The organism is Dactylosporangium sp. NPDC049742 (genome assembly GCF_040674675.1).
GTDB lineage: Bacteria > Actinomycetota > Actinomycetes > Mycobacteriales > Micromonosporaceae > Dactylosporangium > Dactylosporangium maewongense.
In genome coordinates this window covers 167177-188948 of the sequence record NZ_JBFANF010000010.1, presented here as the reverse complement: position 1 = coordinate 188948, position 21772 = coordinate 167177, and the positions used below count along the sequence as shown (strand labels likewise).

19 protein-coding genes are annotated in these 21772 nt (G+C 71.9%); 2 read left to right on the top strand and 17 right to left on the bottom strand.

All coding sequences use genetic code 11. The features are described from left to right. Window positions 1-14 precede the first annotated feature (14 nt). Window positions 15-926, bottom strand: coding sequence for an aspartate carbamoyltransferase catalytic subunit (locus AB0J72_RS16040; RefSeq protein WP_344503562.1), 912 nt, complete (start codon window positions 924-926; stop codon window positions 15-17). Next, window positions 923-1492 (bottom strand): bifunctional pyr operon transcriptional regulator/uracil phosphoribosyltransferase PyrR, encoded by a 570-nt coding sequence (gene pyrR / locus AB0J72_RS16035; RefSeq protein WP_344503561.1) that lies wholly within the window; start codon window positions 1490-1492, stop codon window positions 923-925. Before pyrR ends, AB0J72_RS16040 begins: the two co-directional genes overlap by 4 nt. Before the next feature lie 190 nt (window positions 1493-1682). On the opposite strand from pyrR, the gene AB0J72_RS16030 reads away from it, so the two are divergent. After that, complete coding sequence (locus AB0J72_RS16030) at window positions 1683-2171, top strand: transcriptional regulator (RefSeq protein WP_033356835.1); 489 nt, start codon at window positions 1683-1685, stop codon at window positions 2169-2171. 203 nt (window positions 2172-2374) lie between these two features. Here the strand turns inward: AB0J72_RS16030 and nusB are convergent, their stop codons facing one another. Next, complete coding sequence (gene nusB / locus AB0J72_RS16025) at window positions 2375-2782, bottom strand: transcription antitermination factor NusB (RefSeq protein WP_363399366.1); 408 nt, start codon at window positions 2780-2782, stop codon at window positions 2375-2377. Window positions 2783-2832: 50 nt separating this feature from the next. Further along, a complete protein-coding gene (gene efp, locus AB0J72_RS16020; protein WP_344503560.1) occupies window positions 2833-3390 on the bottom strand; it encodes an elongation factor P in 558 nt (185 codons plus the stop codon). 138 nt (window positions 3391-3528) lie between these two features. On the opposite strand from efp, the gene mptB reads away from it, so the two are divergent. Beyond that, the gene (gene mptB, locus AB0J72_RS16015) at window positions 3529-4908 is read left to right on the top strand and encodes a polyprenol phosphomannose-dependent alpha 1,6 mannosyltransferase MptB (protein WP_363399249.1); all 1380 of its coding nucleotides are present in this window, start codon (window positions 3529-3531) and stop codon (window positions 4906-4908) included. A gap of 887 nt (window positions 4909-5795) precedes the next feature. Here the strand turns inward: mptB and aroB are convergent. The 13 genes from aroB to aspS form a co-directional block, all read right to left on the bottom strand. Then, window positions 5796-6863 (bottom strand): 3-dehydroquinate synthase, encoded by a 1068-nt coding sequence (gene aroB, locus AB0J72_RS16010; protein ID WP_363399247.1) that lies wholly within the window; start codon window positions 6861-6863, stop codon window positions 5796-5798. Between the two features lie 46 nt (window positions 6864-6909). Then, window positions 6910-7407: a shikimate kinase gene (locus tag AB0J72_RS16005; protein ID WP_363399246.1), complete on the bottom strand. Its 498-nt coding sequence runs from the start codon at window positions 7405-7407 to the stop codon at window positions 6910-6912. Beyond that, complete coding sequence (aroC, locus tag AB0J72_RS16000) at window positions 7404-8582, bottom strand: chorismate synthase (RefSeq protein ID WP_363399244.1); 1179 nt, start codon at window positions 8580-8582, stop codon at window positions 7404-7406. Before aroC ends, AB0J72_RS16005 begins: the two co-directional genes overlap by 4 nt. Before the next feature lie 114 nt (window positions 8583-8696). Continuing rightward, a complete protein-coding gene (locus AB0J72_RS15995; RefSeq protein WP_363399242.1) occupies window positions 8697-9491 on the bottom strand; it encodes a shikimate dehydrogenase in 795 nt (264 codons plus the stop codon). Beyond that, window positions 9492-10685 (bottom strand): endolytic transglycosylase MltG, encoded by a 1194-nt coding sequence (gene mltG / locus AB0J72_RS15990; RefSeq protein WP_363399240.1) that lies wholly within the window; start codon window positions 10683-10685, stop codon window positions 9492-9494. It lies immediately after the preceding gene. Between the two features lie 21 nt (window positions 10686-10706). Beyond that, a complete protein-coding gene (ruvX, locus tag AB0J72_RS15985) occupies window positions 10707-11174 on the bottom strand; it encodes a Holliday junction resolvase RuvX (protein WP_363399238.1) in 468 nt (155 codons plus the stop codon). A gap of 86 nt (window positions 11175-11260) precedes the next feature. After that, window positions 11261-13921, bottom strand: a complete 2661-nt coding sequence (alaS, locus tag AB0J72_RS15980) for an alanine--tRNA ligase (RefSeq protein ID WP_363399236.1) — start codon at window positions 13919-13921, stop codon at window positions 11261-11263. After that, entirely contained in the window at window positions 13918-14184 is a 267-nt protein-coding gene (locus tag AB0J72_RS15975; RefSeq protein ID WP_344503550.1) for a hypothetical protein, read from the bottom strand. Before AB0J72_RS15975 ends, alaS begins: the two co-directional genes overlap by 4 nt. Before the next feature lie 55 nt (window positions 14185-14239). Further along, on the bottom strand, window positions 14240-14689 hold the full coding sequence (locus tag AB0J72_RS15970) for a DUF948 domain-containing protein (protein WP_363399364.1): 450 nt from the start codon (window positions 14687-14689) through the stop codon (window positions 14240-14242). A 103-nt stretch (window positions 14690-14792) separates the two neighbouring features. Continuing rightward, complete coding sequence (locus AB0J72_RS15965; RefSeq protein ID WP_363399234.1) at window positions 14793-17567, bottom strand: hypothetical protein; 2775 nt, start codon at window positions 17565-17567, stop codon at window positions 14793-14795. After that, complete coding sequence (locus tag AB0J72_RS15960; protein WP_363399362.1) at window positions 17564-18967, bottom strand: replication-associated recombination protein A; 1404 nt, start codon at window positions 18965-18967, stop codon at window positions 17564-17566. The genes AB0J72_RS15965 and AB0J72_RS15960 overlap by 4 nt, the downstream gene beginning before the upstream one ends. Window positions 18968-19121: 154 nt before the next feature. After that, entirely contained in the window at window positions 19122-19898 is a 777-nt protein-coding gene (locus AB0J72_RS15955) for a sugar nucleotide-binding protein (RefSeq protein ID WP_363399360.1), read from the bottom strand. A 2-nt stretch (window positions 19899-19900) separates the two neighbouring features. Next, complete coding sequence (aspS, locus tag AB0J72_RS15950; protein ID WP_363399232.1) at window positions 19901-21730, bottom strand: aspartate--tRNA ligase; 1830 nt, start codon at window positions 21728-21730, stop codon at window positions 19901-19903. Between the last annotated feature and the right edge of the window lie 42 nt (window positions 21731-21772).

Sequence of the window (21772 nt, the reverse complement as noted above, 5' to 3'; positions counted from 1 at the left end):
GGTGTCCGAGATGATCACGCTTTGCCTCCGAGCAGCAGGTAGAGGACGGCCATCCGCACGGACACCCCGTTGGCGACCTGTTCGACGATGGTGGAGCGGGGCGAGTCCGCGACCTCGGGCGCGATCTCCATGCCCCGGTTCATCGGCCCGGGGTGCATGACGATCGCGTGCTCGGGCAGCCGGCTCATGCGCGGCACGTCGAAGCCGTAGCGCCGCGCGTACTCCCGCTCCGAGGGGAAGTACGCCTGGTTCATTCTTTCCCGCTGGACCCGCAGCATCATGACGACGTCGGAATCCGGGACCACCGCGTCGAGGTCGTAGGACGTGCTGGCCGGCCACGCGCCGACGCCGACCGGCAGCAGCGTGGGCGGTGCGACGAGCGTCACCTTCGCGCCGAGGGTGTGCAGCAGCTGCACGTTCGACCTGGCCACCCTGGAGTGCAGCACGTCGCCGACGATGGCCACGTTGAGCCCGGCGAGCCTGCCGAGGCGGTTGCGCATCGTGTACGCGTCGAGCAGGGCCTGCGTGGGGTGCTCGTGCGTGCCGTCGCCGGCGTTCACGACGCTGCCCTCGACCCAGTTGGCGAGCCGGTGCGGCGCGCCGCTGGCCGGGTGGCGGATCACGACCGCGTCGGCGCCCATCGCCTGCAGCGTGAGGGCGGTGTCCTTGAGACTTTCACCCTTCGAGACGCTGGAGCCCTTCGCCGAGAAGTTGATGACGTCGGCCGACAGCCGCTTCGCCGCCGCCTCGAACGAGATCCGGGTCCTGGTCGAGTCCTCGTAGAACAGGTTCACCACGGTGCGCCCCCGCAGCGCGGGCAGCTTCTTCACCTCGCGCCCCGCGATGCTCGCCATCTCCGCCGCGGTGTCGAGCACCAGCGTGGCGGCGGCGGCGTCCAGGTCGGCGGCGCTGAGCAGGTGCTTCATGCCTGCCTCTCCTTGCTCACGATCACCACGGCGTCGTCGCCGTCCTGCTCGGCGACGGACACCCGGACGCTCTCGTCGATCGAGGTCGGGATGTTCTTGCCCACGTAGTCGGCGCGAATCGGCAGCTCGCGATGGCCCCGGTCGACGAGGACCGCCAGCTGGACCATCCGCGGCCGGCCGAGATCCTTGAGCGCGTCGAGGGCCGCGCGGACCGTGCGGCCGGAGAAGAGGACGTCGTCGACGAGGATCACCCGGCGCCCGTCGAGACCACCGGGCGGGATCTCCGTGTGACCCAGCGCACGGGTCGCCTGGAGGCGAAGATCGTCCCGATAGAGCGTGATGTCCAACACACCCACCGGGATCTCAGCACCCTCGAAAGTGGCGATCCTGGCGGCGAGTCTGCGAGCGAGCGGTACGCCTCGGGTAGGTATGCCGAGCAGCACCGTTTCGGTGGCTCCGGACGTCTTTTCCAGAATCTGATGGGCAATCCGGTCCACCACACGGGCGACATCTGCCGCCGTTAGGATGGTTTTGCCCAGCTCAGCGCCTGTTGTCGGGGTCGACAAACCAGACCTCCTTCCCCGCCTCACCGGACGGGTCGTTAAAGGACGTCGAACGGCAACCACCCTAACAACCGCCCTGACCTGGGCAACGGATGGGTCTCGACCACTTGACCCCGCGACTTCCGCCAGTTACGGTCACGCTCCGTAGCGATCGCTGGGGAAACCCCTCAGGCCAGTGACTGGGAGTGTCCGTATGCCGTCTGAGTACGCCAAGTCTCTTGGTGCTCGCCTGCGCTCGATCCGACAGCAGCAGGGGCTGTCTCTGCAGGGTGTCGAGGAGAAGTCGGCAGGGCGCTGGAAGGCCGTCGTCGTCGGTTCGTATGAGCGGGGCGACCGGGCCGTCACCGTGTCCCGCCTGGCCGAGCTGGCCGAGTTCTACCGCGTCCCCGTCGCCGAGCTGCTGCCCGAGGGCAGCGGTGTCAGGCACGAGCCCACCAACAAGATCGTCCTGGACCTGGAGCGGCTGTACGACGCCGGCGCCGAGGACCTTGCCTACGTGGCCCGCTACGCGCGCGCCATCCAGCAGCAGCGCGGCGACTACAACGGTCGCGTGCTGTCCATCCGGGCCGACGACCTGCGCGCCCTGGCGATCGTCTACGACGCCTCGCCGTCGGGGCTGGTCGAGCGGCTCAACGAGCACGGTGTGCTGGTCACCGACCCGCGCAGCCTGTTTCAGTCCTGACCTTCCGTAGCAAGGAGGGGGTCGCTCCGGCGGCCCCCTCCTTGCGTTGATACCCCGCCCCGGGTGGGGCGGACATCACTCTCCGCGGAGGGCGTGATGATGATCTCGCCGCGTCGCCGACCTCCCGCAGGCAGCACAAAGCCGGGCGGATCCCCCGTCGTCCGACGGCGGATCACACCCGGCTCACCTTGCTTAGCGGCGTCTTACGTGGCGTAGTCGGCGATCCGGCCCAGGATGCCGTTGAGGAAGCGGGGCGAGTCGTCGGTCGACAGCGCCTCCGCGAGCTCGACCGCCTCCGTGATCGCCACGGGGTTGTCGATCTCGTCGTTGTAGAGCAGCTCGTACACCGCGATGCGGGCCAGGTTCCGGTCGACCACCGGCATCCGCTCCAGGGTCCACCCCTCGGCGTAGCTGGACAGCAGCTCGTCGATCCGGACGGCGTGGCTCTCCACACCCTCCACCAGCTGGACGGTGTACGGCAGGTAGCCCGGCTTCGGCTCCTCGAGGTTCGCCACGTAGGCCGTCAGGACCGACCCGCGCGGCTCACCGCGCAGGTCGGCCTGGTAGAGCACGTCGAGGGCACGCTTGCGGGCCTTCCGCCGCGCGGTCATCTGCGCGGTGACGTCGCCCCCGAGGAAGGAGCCCCCAGTGAAGGACACGGTCAGGACCGGCCGAGGTAACGGCTGTCGCGGGTGTCGACCTTGATCTTCTCGCCGATGTTGATGAACAGCGGCACGTTGACCGTGGCGCCGGTCTCGACCGTCGCCGGCTTGGTGCCACCGGTGGAGCGGTCGCCCTGCAGGCCCGGCTCCGTGTAGGTGACCTCGAGGATCACCGACGTGGGCAGCTCGACGTACAGCGGCACACCCTCGTGGGTCGCCACCGTCACCTCGGCCTCGGGGAGCAGGAACTTGGTCCCCTCGCCGACCGTGCCGGCGGGGACGGAGATCTGCTCGTACGACTGCAGATCCATGAACACGTAGTCTTCGCCGTCGATGTACAGGTACTGCATCGTCCGCTTGTCGACGGTGGCGGTCTCGACCTTCGTCCCGGCGTTGAACGTGCGGTCGACCACCTTGCCGGAGAGCACGTTCTTCAGGGTGGTCCGCACGAACGCGCCGCCCTTGCCCGGCTTCACATGCTGGAACTCAACAACGGCCCACAGATCGCCGTCGAGGTTGAGCACCAGGCCGTTCTTCAGGTCGTTCGTGGTTGCCATGTGGATAGACGTCACTTTCGTCAGTTGGTCCGTGCGGCGTCGTGCCGGCGGAAAGGCCCGAAGCAGTGTACCGGTCGAGGTGGCCGGAGTTCATGTCGCATTGGCCACCAGGACATGAAACTCAGCCAGTGTGCCGTAGTGGGCAGACCGGACATCGTCAACCGTACCCTGGGTTTCGCGGGTTCCGTCGCGATCGCGCTGGGTGGCGTCGCCGCCGGCGCCCTTCCTCGCCGCGACCCGTTCGAGGACTGGCCGCTGATCCGCGAGCTGCGCGCCTTCCCCCTCGCGGGCGTCGCCATCACCTACTTCGGGCTGGTGCTGCTGTGCGGCGCGTGGCTGCGGATGCGGTCCACGGTCGACGGCCAGCGCCCCGCCGACCTGATCAAGACCCTGCTGTGGTGGGCGGCGCCGCTCGCCGCCACGGCCCCCATGTTCAGCCGCGACGTGTACAGCTACCTCGCCCAGGGCGCGATGGTGCGGCAGGGGCTCGACGCGTACCGCTGGGGCCCCTCCACGCTCGGCGGCCCCCTCGCCCTGGACGTCCCGCCCATCTGGCAGGACACGCCCGCCCCCTACGGCCCCGTCTTCCTGCGCTGCGCGTCGATGATCGTCGCCGTCACCGGCGAGCACACCGTCGTGGGCGTCTGGGCGATGCGGCTCGTCGCCCTGGCCGGGGTCGCCCTGGCCGTCGCCTGCCTGCCGGGCCTCGCCGCCCGCTTCGGCGTCCCACCGCAGCGCGCCCTGTGGTTCGGCGCGCTCAACCCGCTGCTCCTGCTCCACCTCGTCGCCGGCGTCCACAACGACGCCCTCATGGTCGGCCTCGTCGCCGCCGGCCTGCTCGCCGCCGTCCGCGACCGCCCCCTGCTCGGCGCCGCCCTCATCGTCGCCGCGGCCCTGGTCAAGGCGCCCGCGATCCTCGCCCTCGTCACGGTCGTCGCCCTGACCCGCGGCCGCCGGGGCGCCCTCATCCGCACGGCGGCGGGGGCGGGCCTCGCCTTCATCGTGCTCCAGGCCGCGTCCGGTCTGGGCCTGGGCTGGATCGCCGCCCTGCACACCCCCACCACCGTCCGCAACGGCCTCTCCCTCAGCACCGACGTCGGCATGCTCCTCGCCTCCGCCGGCCACCCCTCCGCGATGGCCGTCATCCGCCTCGTCGCGGCGGCCGCGGGCTGCGCGCTCGCCGGCTGGGCCCTGCTGCGCGCCCCGAACCCTGTCGCGGGCCTCGGCCTGGCCCTGGCCGCGATCGTCCTGTGCGGCCCGGTCGTGCACCCGTGGTACCTGCTGTGGCCGATCGTCCCGCTCGCGGCCGGCCTGCACCACCCGCCCCCCGCCGCGATCCGCCTCTCGGTCGGCATCGCGATGTTCCTGCTCCCCTTCGGCGCCCCCACCTACCCGCAGGCCGTCGTGGCCGCCATGTTCGGCACCGTCGGCGGCATCCTGTACCTGCGCCTCCGCCCACCCCTGCCCACCCTGCTCTCCACTGCAGCCCCTGCCACCCCAGCCCCCGCCACCCCCTGACCCAGAACACATTCGAGATCACGACGGCCAGCCGGCACCACCACGCCACTCACCCCATGATCCGGAAGACTTTGTGCCGTCATAGCAGCACAAACTCTTCCGGATCACGGAAAGCCGCCCCGGCACCAGCCAGTCCAGCAATCGACGCGTCCCTCTTCCCCATGATCCCGTGCGGTTCCGGTAGCCAGGGCTACCAGAACCATTCGGGATCATGAGCAGCCAGCCAGCGCCACCCACGCCAGCCACCCCATGATCCGGAGGACTTTGTGCTGTCATAGCAACTCAAACTCTTCCGGATCACGGAAAACTGCCCTGGTACCCGCCGGTCCAGCAATCGACACGGCTCCCTCCCCCGTGATCCCGTGCGGTTCCGGTAGCCAGGGCTACCAGGACAGTTCGGGATCACGGGGAGCGAGCTGGCACCAACCAGTCCGGCAAATCGGCGACCCTGGTTCTTGGACCAAACGGCGACACGGAAGCAGCAAACAACGCCCTCGACGACGCCGGACCGTGCGAGGACAGCGGTCGGGGAACAGCACCACGACCTCAGCCCTCACCCACCCCATGATCCGGAAGACTTCATGTCGTCATAGCAGCACAAACTCTTCCGGATCACGGAAAAGCTGTCCTGGTACCGCCCAGTCCAGCAATCGACAGTCCTGGTTCTTAGACCAGCGGGCGGCACGGAGCAGCGAACAACGCCCTCAACGGCGCCAGACCACACGAGGACAACGGTCGGGGAACAGCACCACGACCTCAGCCCTCACCCACCCCATGATCCGGAAGACTTCATGTCGTCATAGCAGCACAAACTCTTCCGGATCACGGAAAAGCTGTCCTGGTACCGGCCGGTTCAGCGATCGACCGGCGCGGCCCAGGGGGTGGGGTCAGGCGGCTACTGCGGCGTAGGCGGCGAAGAGCAGGTCGTCGGGTGGGCCGGCCAGGGTGCCCGGGGTGGCGAGGCCGTCCAGCACCACGAAGCGCAGCGTCGCGCCGCGGGCCTTCTTGTCGACGCGCATCGCGGCGTGGAGGTCGGGCCAGGCGGCGGCGTCGTACGTGACAGGGAGGTCCAGCAGTTTCAGCACCGCGGCGTGGCGGGTGGCGACGTCGGCGGGGAGGCGGCCGGTGAGCCGGCCCAGCTCGGCCGCGTAGACGAGGCCGACGGAGACCGCGTGGCCGTGCTTCCAGCGGTACTGCTCGCGGCGCTCGATCGCGTGGCCCAGGGTGTGGCCGTAGTTGAGGATCTCGCGCAGGCCGGACTCGCGCAGGTCGGTGGAGACCACCCGGGCCTTGACGGCGACGGCCTTCTCGACCAGCGAGGGCAGCACCGCGCCGTGCGGGTCGAGGGCGAGCGCCGGGTCGGCCTCGACGAGGTCGAGGATGGTGGGGTCGGCGATGAACCCGCACTTGACCACCTCGGCCATGCCGGCGCGCAGGTCGTCGGCGGGCAGCGTGTCCAGGGTCGACAGGTCGCACACGACGCCGACCGGCGGGTAGAAGGCGCCGACGAGGTTCTTGCCGGCGGCGGTGTTGATGCCGGTCTTCCCGCCCACCGCGGCGTCGACCATGCCGAGCAGGCTGGTCGGGACCTGGACGAGCCGGACGCCCCGCAGCCAGCTCGCGGCGACGAACCCGGCGACGTCGGTGACGGCCCCGCCGCCCACGCCCACGACGGCGTCGCTGCGGGTGAACGCGGCCTCCCCCAGCGCGTCCCAGCAGCCGGCGGCGACGGCGATGTCCTTGCCCGCCTCGGCGTCGGGGACCTCGAGGGGCAGCACAACGTGGCCGGCGGTCCGCAGCGCCGCCATGACCTGCTCGGCGTGCCCGCGGACCGGCCCGGCGAACAGCACGGCGACCTGCGCCGCGCCGCTGACCAGCGAAGGCACCCGGTCGAAGAGTCCCCGCCCGATCAGGACGGAGTAGCCCGAGACGTCGACCACGGAAACGGCGGTCACAGCAGACCCTCCAACCCAGCGACACCGGCAGCGACAGCGACAGCGGTCACAGCTTGCCGGCCAGTTCTTCGGCGATGTCCTCGGGGGTGCGGCCGCCGGTGCCGACGGTGACGGTGGCGACCTGCTCATACAGCGGCCGCCGCTGGTCCAGCAGGTACTTCAGCGTGGCCCGCGGGTTGAGCGCGAGCAGCGGCCGCCCGCTGCCGAGCCCGACCCGGGACACCGCGTCGGACAGCTCGACCGTCAGGTAGACCACGGTGTGCCCGGAGAGCAGCTCGCGGGTCTCGGCGGCCAGGATCGCGCCGCCGCCGAGGGCCAGCACCCCGTCGAACGTGGACAGCGCCGAGGCGACCGCGGCCCGCTCCAGCGCGCGGAAGTGGTCCTCGCCCTCGTCGATGAAGATCTCCGGGATCGGCTTGCCGGCGACGGCCTCGATGTCCGCGTCGACGTCGCGGAAGTCGACGCCCAGCGCGGCGGCGAGCAGCGTGCCGACGGTCGTCTTGCCCGCTCCGGGCGGGCCGACGAGGACGGCGCGAGGCTTCACCGGATGACCAGGTTCGACAGGTAGCCGGTGACGTTGCGCTGGATCTCGGGGACCGAGTCGCCGCCGAACTTCTCCAGGGCCGCCTCGGCGAGGACGAGCGCGACCATCGCCTCGGCGACGACGGCCGCGGCGGGGACCGCGCAGACGTCGGAGCGCTGGTTGATGGCGGTGGCGGGCTCGCCGGTGGTGACGTCGATGGTCTGCAGCGCCCGGTTGAGCGACGAGATGGGCTTCATCGCGGCGCGGACCCGCAGCGGCTCGCCGGTGGTGATGCCGCCCTCGAGACCGCCGGCGCGGTCGGTGACCCGGCGGACGCCGTCGGCGGTGGGGATGATCTCGTCGTGCGCCTGCGAGCCGCGGGACCGGGCCTGCGTGAACGCGTCACCGATCTCGACGCCCTTGATCGCCTGGATGGACATGAGGGCGGTGGCGAGGCGGGCGTCGAGCTTGCGGTCCCACTGCACGTGGCTGCCGAGGCCCGGCGGGACGCCATAGGCGAGGACCTCGACGATGCCGCCGAGGGTGTCGGCGTCCTTCTTCGCGGCGTCGACCTCCTCGACCATGCGGGCGCTCGCGTCGGGGTCGAGGCAGCGCAGCGGGTCGGCGTCGATGCGGTCGAAGTCCTCGGGCCGGGGCAGCAGGCCGGGCTTGGCGGCGACGGAGCCGAGCTCGATGACGTGGGAGACGATGTCGATGCCGAGCGCCTGGCGCAGCAGGGCCTTGGCGACGGCGCCGACGGCGACCCGGGCGGCGGTCTCCCGCGCGCTGGCCCGCTCCAGGATCGGCCTGGCGTCGGTGTGCCCGTACTTCTGCATGCCGGCGAGGTCGGCGTGGCCGGGGCGGGGCCGGGTCAGCGGCGCGTTGCGCGCCTGGGCGGCGAGCACGTCGGGGTCGACGGGGTCGGCCGCCATGACGGTCTCCCACTTCGGCCACTCGCTGTTGCCGACGCGGATCGCGACGGGGCTGCCGAGGGTGCGCCCGTGCCGGAGGCCGCCGACGAACTCGACCACGTCCTGCTCGAACGCCATCCGCGCGCCGCGGCCATAGCCGAGACGTCGACGGGCCAACTCTGCCGCCACGGACGCGCTCGTCAGCTCGATACCTGCGGGAACACCCTCCAGGATCGCGACGAGTGCCGGGCCATGCGACTCACCTGCGGTCAACCAGCGCAACACCCGGCAAGCATGTCACGCGGGTATGACACTTCCCGCAATGAGGTCACCAAAGCCCATCAGACGGAACGCACGGCCGCCTCGCCGACGAACAGCGATCCAAAAGACAACACGCAGTCAGGCGGAACGCAGCGCCGCCCGCATCGCCGCGACCGGCGCAGCCTTGCCGGTGAACAGCTCGAACTGGTCGACCGCCTGCCACAGCAGCAGATCGAGCCCGGACACGATCGCACACCCGGCAGCGGACGCCGCGGCGGCCAGCGGCGTCGGCCACGGCTCGTAGATCGCGTCGAACACGACGGGCCGCCCGGACCAGTCCGCGACCGCGAGCGGGTCCGCCGCCCCCTTCGGCACCGTGGAGATCACCACCGGGAAGGAGGTGCACGAGTCGAGCGACGACCAGGGCGCGTGCACGAGGTCCACGGAGAGCGCCGAGGCCACCGGCAGCAGCTCTTCAAAAGCTTCGAGCCGCCGCGTGTACAGCGTGACGTCCGCCGACAGGGAAGCGGCCGCGGCCAGGGCGGCCCGGGCGGTGCCGCCGCCACCGAGCACGGCGAGCCGCGGCGTGCGCGAGACACCCGCCTCCAGCAGCGCCCGGACCATGCCGGGGGCGTCGGTGTTGTACGCGTGCCATCCGTACGCCCGCCGGACCAGCGTGTTCGCCGCGCCGATCGCCGCCGCGAAGGGGTCGACCATCGCGGCGACCGTCAGCGCGACCTCCTTGAGCGGCATGGTGAGCGACAGCCCGGCCCAGTCGGGCGAGAGCCCGGCAACGAACCCGGGCAGGTCCTCGGTGCCGCACTCGATCGCCGTGTAGGTCCAGTCGCGCAGCCCGGCGGCCGCGTAGCCGGCGTTGTGGATCGCCGGTGAGCGCGAGTGGCTCACCGGCTGGCCGAGGACGGCGGCACGCACCTACTTGACGCCGTTCTTCTGCGCCTGGGCCCACAGCTTCTCGAACTCGGGGTACGTCTTGGCGTATCCGGTGTTGCCGGCCGTGTCGATGGCGCAGAAGTAGTAGTAGTCGTGCTTCGGCGGGTTGATCGCCGCCTTCAGCGCGCTGGTGCCGGGGTTGCTGATCGGACCGATCGGCATGCCGGGGACGTCGTGGGCGTTGTACGGGTTCTTCTTGTTGTGCAGCTCCGAGTTGAGCAGCTCGGTGGACGGCTTGGCGCCCTTGCCGGTGATCCGCAGGTAGTAGTTGACGGTGCTGTCGACCTGCAGGCAGCTGCACGGGAACTTGCCGGAGTAGACCCGGTTGTAGAGCACCCGCACGATGCCCTCCTGGTCCTTGTCGAGGCCCTCGACCTGGGCGATCGACGCGCCGATCAGCGCCTCGTAGGGCGAGATGTGCAGCGAACTCTGCACGCCGTCGATGAACCCGAGGGACTCGATCTCCTGGTTGAACCGGTTGATGATGATCTTCAGGATGGCGGTCGCGTCGACGTTCGGCGGGAAGTCGTAGGTCGCCGGGAAGAGGAAGCCCTCGATGCTCTTGGCGACGCCCTTGCCGTCCTGGCGCTGGAACCACACGTCGGACAGGCCGAGCGCCTTGGTGTCCTGCGAGGCCTTCTCGAACTCCTCGTAGGGGATCTTCGTGACGTCGGCCAGCTTCTTGAACGTCTCCTGGAACGTGAGGCCCTCGGGCAGCGTCACCTTGTTGACCAGGCGGCTCTTCGGGTCGAGCATCAGCGACAGGGCCTGGGCGGCGGCCATCTGCTTGCGCAGCTTGTAGAAGCCCGGCTGCAGCTTCTTGCTGCGCTCGTCCTTCTTCGCCGCCTCGACGAACGCCTTCGCGCTCTTCACGACGCCCTTTTCCGCCAACGTGTTGGCGATGTCGGCGGCATACTGGTTGGGCAGGACCTCGACCGTCACTTCGCCGGAGCCGCCGCCGTTGTAGTCGGCAGCGGTGAACATGTCCTTGACCCGGTCGACGCCGACATAGACGCCCAACGCGAGACCGCCGAAGACCAGCAGACTGATGAAGAGCGCGAGGAAGGTCCTCCCGCCACGGCCCTTCCGTCTGCCGCGGGCCGGAGCGGACGCGGCGCGGCGCCGATGTCTGCTGGGCCGCTCCTCGTCGTCCCAGCCCAGGTCAAGCTCGCCCATCTGTCCTTCGCCTCCTGGCATTCAGCCGCGAACGGCCCGTCGCGCGTCGAGCCATCGTTGCAGGATCTCCACGGCGGCCACCTGATCGATGACCGCGCGTTGCCGCCTGCCACGGACGCCGCGCTCCGACAGCCTACGTGTTGCCGCCGCGGTGGACATCCTCTCGTCCGTCAGCAAGACCGGCACGGGGTCCGCCAGCTCCGCCAGACGGTCGGCATATTGCCTGATCAGAGCCGCTGCGGGCCCTTCCTTGCCGGCCAGGTTAATCGGCAGGCCGACAACGATCTCCACCACTTCGTGTTCCGCGACCAGCCGCAGGATTTCCGACATGTCGGATGCAACCTTGTCACTCTCGGTGACCTGATCGCGCGGCAGGGTGGCGACGGGGCTCGCGAGGATCCCGTCCGGATCGCACATCGCGACGCCGACGCGGACACTGCCGACGTCGACGCCGATCCGCCGGCCACGGGTCCACGGCTGCGTCGTCACGGGTAGCACCCTATGCGCACCGCGCACCCCGCAAACGCCCGCGGGTAGGTGAATCGACGAATTCACCTACCCGCATGGCAGCCGATCTACAGCGCTCGCTCGACCGCGGCGAGCAACGTGGGGGCCTCCGCCGCCGGCACGCCGCCGCCCTGCGCGAGGTCGGCGTTGCCGCCGCCGCGGCCGGACAGGGCGCCCTTGACCAGGTCACCGGCGGACAGGCCGCGGCTCTTCGCGGCCGCGTTGATGCCGACGACGAGCGACGCCTTGCCGCCCGCGCGGGCGGCGACGGCGACGACCGCGGGCCGCTCCGCCGGGATCCGGCCGCGGATCTCCTGCACCAGCGTCCGGACCTCGTTCGCGGAGGTGCCCTCGGGCGCCTCGGTGCCGACGTACGCGACGCCGTGCACGTCCTTCGCCGCGTCGGCGAGCCCGCCTGCGTTGGCGAGGACCAGCTGGGTGCGCAGCTTCTCCAGCTCCCGCTCGGCGTCGCGCAGCTGCGCGACGGTCTGCTCGACCCGGTCGGCGACCTGGTCGCCCGGGACCCGGAAGAGCTCGGCCAGGCGCGACACGAGGACGTGCTCCCGCGCCAGGTGCCCGAACGCGTCCAGACCGACGAGCGCCTCGACCCGTCGTACACCCGAACCGATCGACGACTCGGAGAGGATCTTCACCAGGCCCAGCTGGCTGGAGCGCTCGACGTGCGTGCCGCCGCAGAGCTCGCGGGCGTAGTCGCCGACCTCGACGACGCGGACCTCGTCGCCGTACTTCTCGCCGAACAGCGCCATGGCACCGAGCTTGCGCGCCTCCTCCTGCGACGTGACGAACGCGTGCACCAGCAGGTCCCGCAGCAGCACCTCGTTCACCTGCTGCTCGACGTCGTGCAGCACGCTCTGCGGCACGGCGCCGGGGGTGTTGAAGTCGAAGCGGAGCCGGCCGGGCGCGTTGAGCGAGCCCGCCTGGGTCGCCGACTCGCCGAGGAAGTTGCGCATCGTCTGGTGGATGAGGTGGGTCGCGGTGTGCGCCCGCGACACGGCCCGCCGGCGCGCGGTGTCGATCTCCGCGAACGCCGACTCGCCGGGCCGGATCTCGCCCTCGAGGATCTTCACCCGGTGCACGATCAGGCCGGGCAGCGGGCTCTGCACGTCGAGGACCTCGGCCTTGCCGCTGCCGGTGGTGATGACGCCCAGGTCGGGCATCTGGCCGCCGCCCTCCGCGTAGAACGGGGTGGCGTCCAGCACCAGCGAGATCTCCTCGCCCTGGCCCCCTGCGGCGGCACCGAGCAGCGACCGCACGACCGACTCCCGGGCCACCTCGCGGTAGCCGGTGAACTCGACCGGCCCGCCCTGCTCCAGGGCGGCGCGGAACTGCGACAGGTCGGCGTGGCCGGTCTTGCGGGCCTTCGCGTCGGCCTTGGCGCGGGTGCGCTGCTCGGCCATGAGGCGGCGGAAGCCCTCCTCGTCGACCGTCAGGCCCTGCTCGGCCGCGATCTCCAGGGTCAGGTCGATCGGGAAGCCGTACGTGTCGTGCAGCTGGAACGCCTTGTCCCCGGACAGCACGGTCTTCGAGGCGGCGCGCGTCTCCGTGACGGCGGTGTCGAGGATCGTGGTGCCCGCCTTCAGCGTCTGCAGGAAGGCCTCTTCCTCGCCGTACGCGTACGTCGAGATGCGGTCGAAGTCGGCCGCCACCTCCGGGTAGGACGGCGACATGCAGTCCCGCGCGATCGGCAGCAGGATCGGCAGCGCCGGACCCTCGTGCCAGCCGAGCAGGCGGATCGAGCGGATCGCCCGGCGCAGGATGCGGCGCAGCACGTAGCCGCGGCCCTCGTTCGACGGCGTGACCCCGTCGGAGATCACCATGAGCGCGGTGCGGACGTGGTCGGCGATGACGCGCAGCCGCACGTCGTCGGGGTGCGACTCGCCGGCCACCTTCGACACGGTCTGCCCGTAGCGCTTGCCGGTCATCTCCGCGGCCTTGCTCAGGATCGGGTTGACCTCGTCGATCTCGTACAGGTTGTCGACGCCCTGCAGTATCGAGGCGATGCGCTCCAGGCCCATGCCCGTGTCGATGTTCTTCGCCGGCAGCTCACCGACGATGTCGAAGTCCTCCTTCGACCGCACGTTGGTGATCTCGTACTGCATGAAGACGAGGTTCCAGAACTCCAGGTAACGGTCCTCGTCGACCTCCGGGCCGCCCTCCTTGCCGTAGGCGGGGCCGCGGTCGTAGTACAGCTCGGAGCACGGACCGGCCGGCCCGGGGATGCCCATCGACCAGAAGTTGTCCTTCTTGCCGCGCCGCACGATCCGCTCGGCGGGCAGGCCGGTCTTCTTCCAGATCTCGATCGCCTCGTCGTCGTCGAGGTAGACCGTCGCCCAGATCCGCTCCGGGTCCAGGCCGAAGCCGCCCTTGTCGACCGGGTTGGTCGACAGGTCCCAGGCGAGCTTGATCGCGCCGTCCTTGAAGTAGTCGCCGAAGCTGAAGTTGCCGTTCATCTGGAAGAACGTGCCGTGCCGGCTGGTCTTGCCGACCTCGTCGATGTCCGGCGTCCGGATGCACTTCTGCACGCTCGCGGCCCGCGGGTAGGGCGGCGTGCGCTGGCCGAGGAAGAACGGCACGAACTGCACCATGCCCGCGTTGATGAACAGCAGGTTCGGGTCGGCGATCGCCGGCAACGGCGCGCTCGGCACGACCGTGTGTCCCGCCCCCTCGAAGTGGGCGAGGAAACGACGCTTGATCTCCGCGGTCTTCATCGGTGCTGCCGGCCTTCCGGGTAAAGGTCTTCGTCGAGGGTCGCGCCTTCCGCGAACGCGGCGTGGATCTCGGCCTCACGCTCCGCCATGCCGTCACGCACGTCGTCGACGAACCCGCGGACGGTGCCGGCGAGGCCGACGGCCGAGTCGCGCGCCGAGGCGGCGATGCCCTGCGGGGTGAAGGCCTGCGCTTTCTTGGTGACCGCGCGGACGACCAAAGCGCCTATGGCGAGTCCGATCCCGAGCCACAGCATGCGCCGCATGGCTCAACCTTTCTTGTCTCGTTTGTCAGGTGGTGTACGGGCAGCGCCCGCGCGACTAGACGCGCTTGCGCCGCGACTGCTTGATCTGTTCGCGCACCTCGGCCTCGTCGGCGGCGGCGCGGCGGTTGGCGGCGGCCTTGCGCACGCCGTAGCCGAACGCGGCGACCTTCACGAGCGGGTTCGCCGCGGCCGCACTGACCACCGTGGACAGGTTCGCCACGTTGGCGCTCACGTGCGACACGTTCTCGGTGATCGTGTCGATGCGCGCCAGCTGCATGTTCACCCCGTCAAGCGTGGTGTGCACCTGGCTGAGGGCCACGTTGACGTTGTCGATCGTGCTGTTGATCCGCTCCAGCATGGGGGTCGTCTGGTCCGCGGCGTCGCGCAGCGCGCCGGTCGCCGCGTCGATCGTGTGCCGGACCCGAAGGATCGGCACCGCGAGCACCAGCACGAGCACGAAAAAACCACCCGACGCCACCAGCGCCGCGATACCGCCCAGGGACACGGTCACGCCCGTTTCCTCCTTCACCCGCGTGGATGCGCTCATCCAACGGAGGAACCCTACCCTCCGTGATGAGGCGGCGCTTCTCGACCGGCCGGTGTCGCCGTCAGCCGCCGCCCTGCTCGCCACCTGGGCCGTAGCTGATCCGGTTGAAGACTTTGATGGTCGCCACCGCGAGGGGGCAGATCGCGGTGGGCGCCGGGCCCGGGTCGCTTTCCCCCGACGGCTGCGGCGCCGGGTCCTGCGACGCGGGCTGGCTGGCCGGTGCCTTCGGCGTCGGCTTGCCCGACTGGGACGGGTTCGCCTGCGACGGGTTCACCGTCGGGCGGGCGCCCTTCACCTCGCAGACGGCCGCGCGCACCCACAGGTCCAGGACGTACTCGTCGCGCTGCCAGCACGTCTCGATCCCGTCGACGCCCTCGGCCTGGCAGTCGGGGATGTCCCACTCGACCCAGCCGGCGTCCTTGAGCTTGCCGACGAACGCCCGGTTGGTCTCCTCCGGCCCGCGCGCCGACTCCCAGGTCCGCTGCCGGGACCGGCACTCCCGGATGCACCAGCGGCTGCCGAGCGCCCCGTCGGTCGGGTTGCGGGCCGCCCACTCCGGCAGGTTGAGGTTGTCGAGCTCCACGAACACCGGGTCCCTGGTGAACTCCCGGATCACGAAGAACGCCGCGGGCGCGCTCACCACCGCGAGCACCACGAAGATGATCGTCGCGAGCCGCAGCTGCCGCACCCGCTTGGCCTGCGCGAGCTGCAGCAGCCCGAACGGCGCGATCTGCGTCGTGGACTCCCAGTCGAACGCTCCCGGTGTGGTGGCGATGCCGCGGTACGTGGTCGCGGGGTTGGGGTCGAACCGCGCCAGGTCCACGAACGGCTTCGGCGGCGCCTCCCCCGGCTGCCGCGGCACGCCGTAGGGCGAGGGCCGCCCGCCCGGTGCGTTGACCGGTGGCCGCCCGCCGGGCGCGCCGTGCGGGCCGCGCTGCTGCGGTCCCCGCTGCTGCGGCCCGCCGCCGGGGTGCGCCGGCCCCTGCCCGCCGCCGGGCCCGCCGCCGTGCGGCCCGCCCTGGGGGCCGTGCTGGTTGCCGGCCGTGGCGCCCGTTTGGGGTCCGCCGCGTCCGTACGCCTCGCCCTGGGCACGGCCGTGCGGGTCGCTCTGGGGGCCGGTGCCGGTCCGCGGGCCGCTCTGGCCGCGCGCGCCGGGCGGTCCGGGCTCCTGCGGTCCCGCGCCCGGGCCGTGCGGTCCGGTGTGTTGCGGGCCGGTCTTGTCCGGTCCGGGTTGCTGCGAGCCGACGCCTCTGGAGCCGGCGGAGCCGTGGCCGGCGCGGCCCTGGGCGGCGGCGGGACCGGCGTCGGCGGCGAAGCGGCCGGTCGGCTCGGCGCCGCCGCGGCGCTGCGCCTGCGGGACGGGGCCGGCGGCCGCCTCGAACGACCTCCGGCCGCCGCTGGACTCCAGGTCCGGCTCACCACGGCGCTGCGGCGGGATCGGACCGGCAGCCGCCTCGAACGACCTGCGACCGCCGCTGGACTCCAGATCCGGCTCACCACGACGCTGCGGCGGGATGGCGCCGCCGGCTGCCTCGAACGACCTACGACCGCCGCTCGACTCCAGGTCCGGCTCGCCACGACGCTGCGGCGGTGGAACGGCGCCGGCGGCCGCCTCGAACGACCTCCGGCCGCCGCTGGATTCCAGGTCGGGCTCGCCGCGGCGGGGTTCGGGTGCGGCCCGGCGCCCGCGCGACGGCGACTCCTCGTCGGCGGCCCGGTGCCCGCCCGGTGTCGCCTCACGGGCTGGGGCGTCCCACGCGGACGGCACGCCGCCGCGACCCGCCGCCGGCCCTGCCCCGGGCGCTGCCGGGCGACCCGCCGACGGTCCGGCGCCGGGGACCGAGGTGCGGCCCGCCGCCGGCCCGGTCTCGGGCACGGACGTGCGGCCCGTGACGGGCCCGGGCACCGACGTGCGGCCTGTGGCGGGGGTGGCGTCGGGCACGGTCGTGCGGCCCGTGGCGGGCCCGGGAACGGCGGTGCGACCTGTGGCCGGCGGCACCTCGGGAACGCCGGGGCGACCGGTGACGGGTCCGGGCACCGAGGTGCGACCGGTCGCGGACGCACGACCGGCGGCGGGCGGAGGGCCTGCCGGCGGGGCGGCCGGCGCACCCGGCACGGATCCGGTCGCCGGCTCGCGGCGCACCACCGGGTCGGCCTGTGGCTGCCAGGGGCCGGCCTCGGGAGCGGCCCGGCGACCCGTCGGCTGCGACGTGTCGGCCGCGGCGCGGCGACCGGCCGGCTGGGAGGTGTCGGGGGCGGCGCGACGGCCGGACTGGGAGGTCTCGGGCTGCCACGCGGTCGTCGGCTCAGGCGCGGCACGACGACCAGCCGCCGGCACGCCACCCGACGGCGACTCACGATCGACCGCACCGCGACCAGCGGCGCGACGGCCGGACTGGGAAGTCTCGGGCTGCCACGCCGGCGTCGGCTCAGGGGCAGCGCGACGACCCGCGGCCGGTACACCACCCGACGGCGACTCACGCTCGACCTCACCGCGACCAGCAGCGCGGGGGGCCTGCCACGCCGCCGTCGGCTCAGGGGCGGCGCGACGACCCGCCGCCGGTACACCACCCGACGGCGACTCACGCTCGACCTCACCGCGGCCGGCGGCGCGGGGGGCCTGCCAGGCCTGGGTGGGCTCGGCGCGGCGGGGGGCCGGCTGGTCCAGGACGTCGTGGCCGCCGTCGCGGGGGGCCGCGGGCGGCTGCTGAAGGACGTCCTCGTCGCCTCGGGCGCTGCGGAGTTCGGCGAGCCAGCCGAGGTCCTCGTCGCTCGGGCCTTCTTCGGCCTTGCCGCGGCCGCGCCGCTTCTTGGCCTCATCTCGACCCGATGTCACCGGTGCCGCTCCTCCACCATGCTGGTCGCGCCGTCGGTTGCGGGGTCTGCTGCCGACACTGTGGTCCCCCGCACGATACGCCGCAGTTTCGGCAATCGTTCCGCCACAGCGCGCTCTGCGCCATGGCCCGTAGGGCGGTAGTACTCCCGGTCGTCGAGCCCTTCCGGGGCGTACCGTTGCTGCACAACGCCTCGGGAGTCGTCGTGAGGGTATTTGTACCCTTTGCCGTGGCCGAGCTTGGATGCACCGCTGTAGTGCGAATCGCGTAAATGCGCGGGAACTGCACCGCCGTGCCCGGCACGGACGTCGGACATGGCGGCGCCGATCGCGGCCACGACCGCGTTGGACTTCGGGGCGACCGACAGGTGGATCACCGCCTGCGCCAGGACGATCTGCGCCTCGGGCAGGCCGACGAACTGCACGGCGTGCGCGGCGGCGGTCGCGGTCTGCAGGGCGGTCGGGTCGGCCATGCCGACGTCCTCGCTGGCGTGCACGATCAGGCGCCGGGCGATGAACCGGGCGTCCTCCCCCGCCTCCAGCATCCTCGCGAGGTAGTGCAGGGCCGCGTCGACGTCGGAGCCGCGGATGCTCTTGATGAACGCGCTCACCACGTCGTAGTGCTCGTCGCCGTCCCGGTCGTACCGCAGCGCCGCCACGTCGATGGCCTGCTCGGCGGTGGTCAGGTCGATGACGTCGGCGCCCTGTGCCGTCGTCGCGGCCGCGGCCGCCTCGAGAGCGGTGAGGGCCTTCCGCACGTCGCCGCCCGCCAGGCGTACCAGATGCGCCTCCGCGTCGGGAGCGAGCGTCACCGCGCCGCCGAGCCCCCGCGGGTCGGCCACGGCACGGCGCAGCAGCTCGCGCACGTCGTCCTCGGTCAGCGGATGCAGCTTCAGCGGCACGCAGCGCGACATGAGCGGCGTGATGACGGAGAAGAACGGGTTCTCGGTGGTGGCGGCGAGCAGGGTGACGGTGCGGTCCTCGACGGCCGCGAGGAGCGAGTCCTGCTGCGTCTTGCTGAAGCGGTGGACCTCGTCGATGAAGAGCACGGTCGGCGGCCCGCCCCGGCGGCGCTCCCGGCGTGCGACATCGATGACCGACCGCACGTCCTTGACGCCCGCGTTGAGCGCGGACAGCGCCACGAACTTGCGGTCGGTGGCCCGGGCGACCAGGTGCGCGACCGTGGTCTTGCCGCAGCCGGGCGGCCCGAACAGGATCACCGACATCGGCGCGTCGCCGCTGACCAGCTGCCGCAGCGGCGCGCCCGGCGCGAGCAGGTGCTGCTGCCCGACGAGCTCGTCGAGGGTCCGCGGGCGCATCCGCACGGCGAGGGGCGCGTCGGCGGCGACGTCGTCGAACCCACCCGGGGGCGCGGGATCGCCGCCGCCGCCCGGTGGTTGCATCTCGAACAAGCCGTCCACGGCCCCAGACCCTACAGCTTCTAGCTCCCCGACCCTTGCGGGCCGCGTTTTTGTGGGGGACTGCGCCTCCCCACACCCCCCATGCGAACGCTCCGCGTCCGCACTCAAACTTTGTGTGCGCTGCGAAAGACCTTGGTCAGACAGGCCGAGGGGCGAGACCGAGCAGCTTCTCCGCCGCCGAGGAGTCCAGAACGACCCGGCCGGGACGGTTGAGACCACTCTCCGCGAGTGTCGAAGACGGCACCGTTGCAGGATCCATGCCGTTTCGGGCAGCGATTCGCACACCGAGTGCGTGCCGGGACAGCGCCTCGGGGCCGGCCACGTTGAGCACGCCGGCGTAGTCGGTGGCGGCGAACGCCACCAGGGCGGCGGCCAGGTCGTCGACGGCGATCGGGCAGCGGATCTCGTCGGTGAACAGGGCGCCCGAAGCGGTGCCGTTCGCCAGGTCGAGGCAGGTCTGCTCGTGCCGGGACAGCTTCCCGCGGCCGCCGGAGACGATCAGGGACGTGCGGACGATCGCCGCGCCCGGGTCGACGGCGGCGACGGCCTCCTCGGCGGCGGCCTTCGCGGCGCCGTAGTCGAAGACCGGCGACGGGGCGTCCGCCTCCGTGTACGGTGCGTCACGTCCCGCGAACACGGCGTCGGAGGAGACGTGCACGAGCCGGGCGCCGATCGAGCGGGCGGCGACCGCGACGTTGGCGGCGCCCGCCGAGACGACCGGCCAGAGGTCGTCGGCCGAGCCGCCCTTGTTGCCGAGGACCGTGGCCGTGTGGATGACCGTCGCCGGTCGTACCACTGCGAACATCGCCGACAGGGCGCCCAGGTCCCTGATGTCGATCCGCGGCGCGGGGACGGCCCCGGCCAGGGCGGCGACGGCGCCTCCGAGATACCCGGAGGCGCCGGTCACGAGCACCGTCAAGCCTTGACCTCTGTCTTCGCCTCAGTCTTCGCCTCGGTGGCCCCGGCCGCCTTGGGCTTGGCGTCCACGCCGGCCTCCAACCGCTGCTGGGTGGTGATCGGGGTCGGCGCGCCGGTCAGCGGATCGAAGCCGCCGCCGGTCTTCGGGAACGCGATCACCTCACGGATCGAGTCGACGCCGGACAGCAGCATGCAGATGCGGTCCCAGCCGAAGGCGATGCCGGCGTGCGGCGGCGGGCCGTACTTGAACGCCTCGAGCAGGAAGCCGAACTTGTCCGCGGCGTCCTCGGCGCTGATGCCCAGCATGTCGAAGACCCGGCGCTGCACGTCGCCCCGGTGGATACGGACCGACCCACCGCCGATCTCGTTGCCGTTGCAGACGATGTCGTACGCGTAGGCGAGGGCCTCGCCCGGCGACTCCTCGAAGCGGTCGATCCACTCGCGGTTGGGCGAGGTGAACGGGTGGTGCACGGCCGTCCAGCCCTTCGCGCCGCCGCCGGTGCCGCCGGCCTCCGGGTCGGTCGGCTCGAACATGGGCGCGTCGACGATCCAGCAGAACGACCACGCCGACTCGTCGACGAGCTTCGCCCGCTTCGCGATCTCGACGCGGGCCGCGCCGAGCAGTTCCTGCGCCTGGCGCCGCTCGGCGGAGGCGGCGAAGAACACCGCGTCGCCGGGCTTGGCGCCGACGGCGTCGGCGAGGCCGGCCAGGTGCTCCGCGGACAGGTTCTTCGCGACGGGGCCCTTCGGCTCGCCGGTCTCGGCGTCGAGGACGACGTAGGCGAGGCCGCGGGCGCCGCGCGCCTTCGCCCAGTCCTGCCAGGCGTCGAGCTCCTTGCGGGTCTGCGCGGCGCCGCCGGGCATGACGACCCCGCCGACGTAGCCGCCGCCGTCGATGGCGCCGGCGAAGACGCGGAACTCGGTGCCGCGCAGGTACTCCGTCAGCTCGGTCAGCTCGACGGAGTAGCGCAGGTCGGGCTTGTCGGAGCCGTACCGCGCGAGGGCGTCGTGCCAGGTCAGCTTCGGGATCTCGCCGGTGATCTCGTGGCCGGCCAGGTCGGACCACAGCGCCCGGACGATCGACTCGCCGAGCTCGATGATGTCGTCCTGGGTCACGAACGACATCTCGATGTCCAGCTGGGTGAACTCCGGCTGCCGGTCGGCGCGGAAGCCCTCGTCGCGGTAGCAGCGGGCGATCTGGTAGTACCGCTCCAGGCCGCCGACCATGAGCAGCTGCTTGAACAGCTGCGGCGACTGGGGCAGCGCGTACCAGGTGCCGGGCTGCAGGCGGACCGGGACCAGGAAGTCGCGGGCGCCCTCGGGCGTGGAGCGGGTCAGCGTCGGCGTCTCGACCTCGACGAAGTCGCGGTCGGCGAGCAGGTTGCGAGCGATCTGGTTGGCGCGCGAGCGCAGCTTCATCGCCTTGTGCGGGCCGGAGCGGCGCAGGTCGAGGTAGCGGTACCGGTAGCGCACGTCGTCGCTGGCGGCCTCGCCGTCGTCGATCGGCAGCGGCAGCGGCGCGGCCTCCGACAGCACCTCGAGGGCCGTCGCGACGACCTCGACGTCGCCCGTGGGCAGGTCGGCGTTCTCGTTGCCGGCGGGCCGGGCGCGCACCTCGCCGGTGACGAGCACGCAGTACTCGTTGCGCAGCGCGTGCGCGACCTCCATGTCCTCGCGGAACACGACCTGGACGACACCGGAGGCGTCCCGGAGATCCACGAAGATCACGCCGCCGTGGTCGCGCCGGCGGGCCACCCAGCCGGCGAGCGTCACGGTCGTGCCGGCGTCGCCGGCCCGCAGGGCGCCGGACTGATGGGATCGGATCACGGGATGTCTCTCTCCTTCGCGCATGGGCAGGTGGTAGTCATT

Coding starts and splice junctions, on each gene's coding strand:
- AB0J72_RS16040 (WP_344503562.1), bottom strand. CDS start 926: ATGAAGCACCTGCTCAGCGCCGCCGACCTGGACGCCGCCGCCGCCACG.
- AB0J72_RS16030 (WP_033356835.1), top strand. CDS start 1,683: ATGCCGTCTGAGTACGCCAAGTCTCTTGGTGCTCGCCTGCGCTCGATC.
- nusB (WP_363399366.1), bottom strand. CDS start 2,782: ATGACCGCGCGGCGGAAGGCCCGCAAGCGTGCCCTCGACGTGCTCTAC.
- efp (WP_344503560.1), bottom strand. CDS start 3,390: ATGGCAACCACGAACGACCTGAAGAACGGCCTGGTGCTCAACCTCGAC.
- mltG (WP_363399240.1), bottom strand. CDS start 10,685: ATGGGCGAGCTTGACCTGGGCTGGGACGACGAGGAGCGGCCCAGCAGA.
- alaS (WP_363399236.1), bottom strand. CDS start 13,921: ATGAAGACCGCGGAGATCAAGCGTCGTTTCCTCGCCCACTTCGAGGGG.
- AB0J72_RS15975 (WP_344503550.1), bottom strand. CDS start 14,184: ATGCGGCGCATGCTGTGGCTCGGGATCGGACTCGCCATAGGCGCTTTG.
- AB0J72_RS15960 (WP_363399362.1), bottom strand. CDS start 18,967: ATGCAACCACCGGGCGGCGGCGGCGATCCCGCGCCCCCGGGTGGGTTC.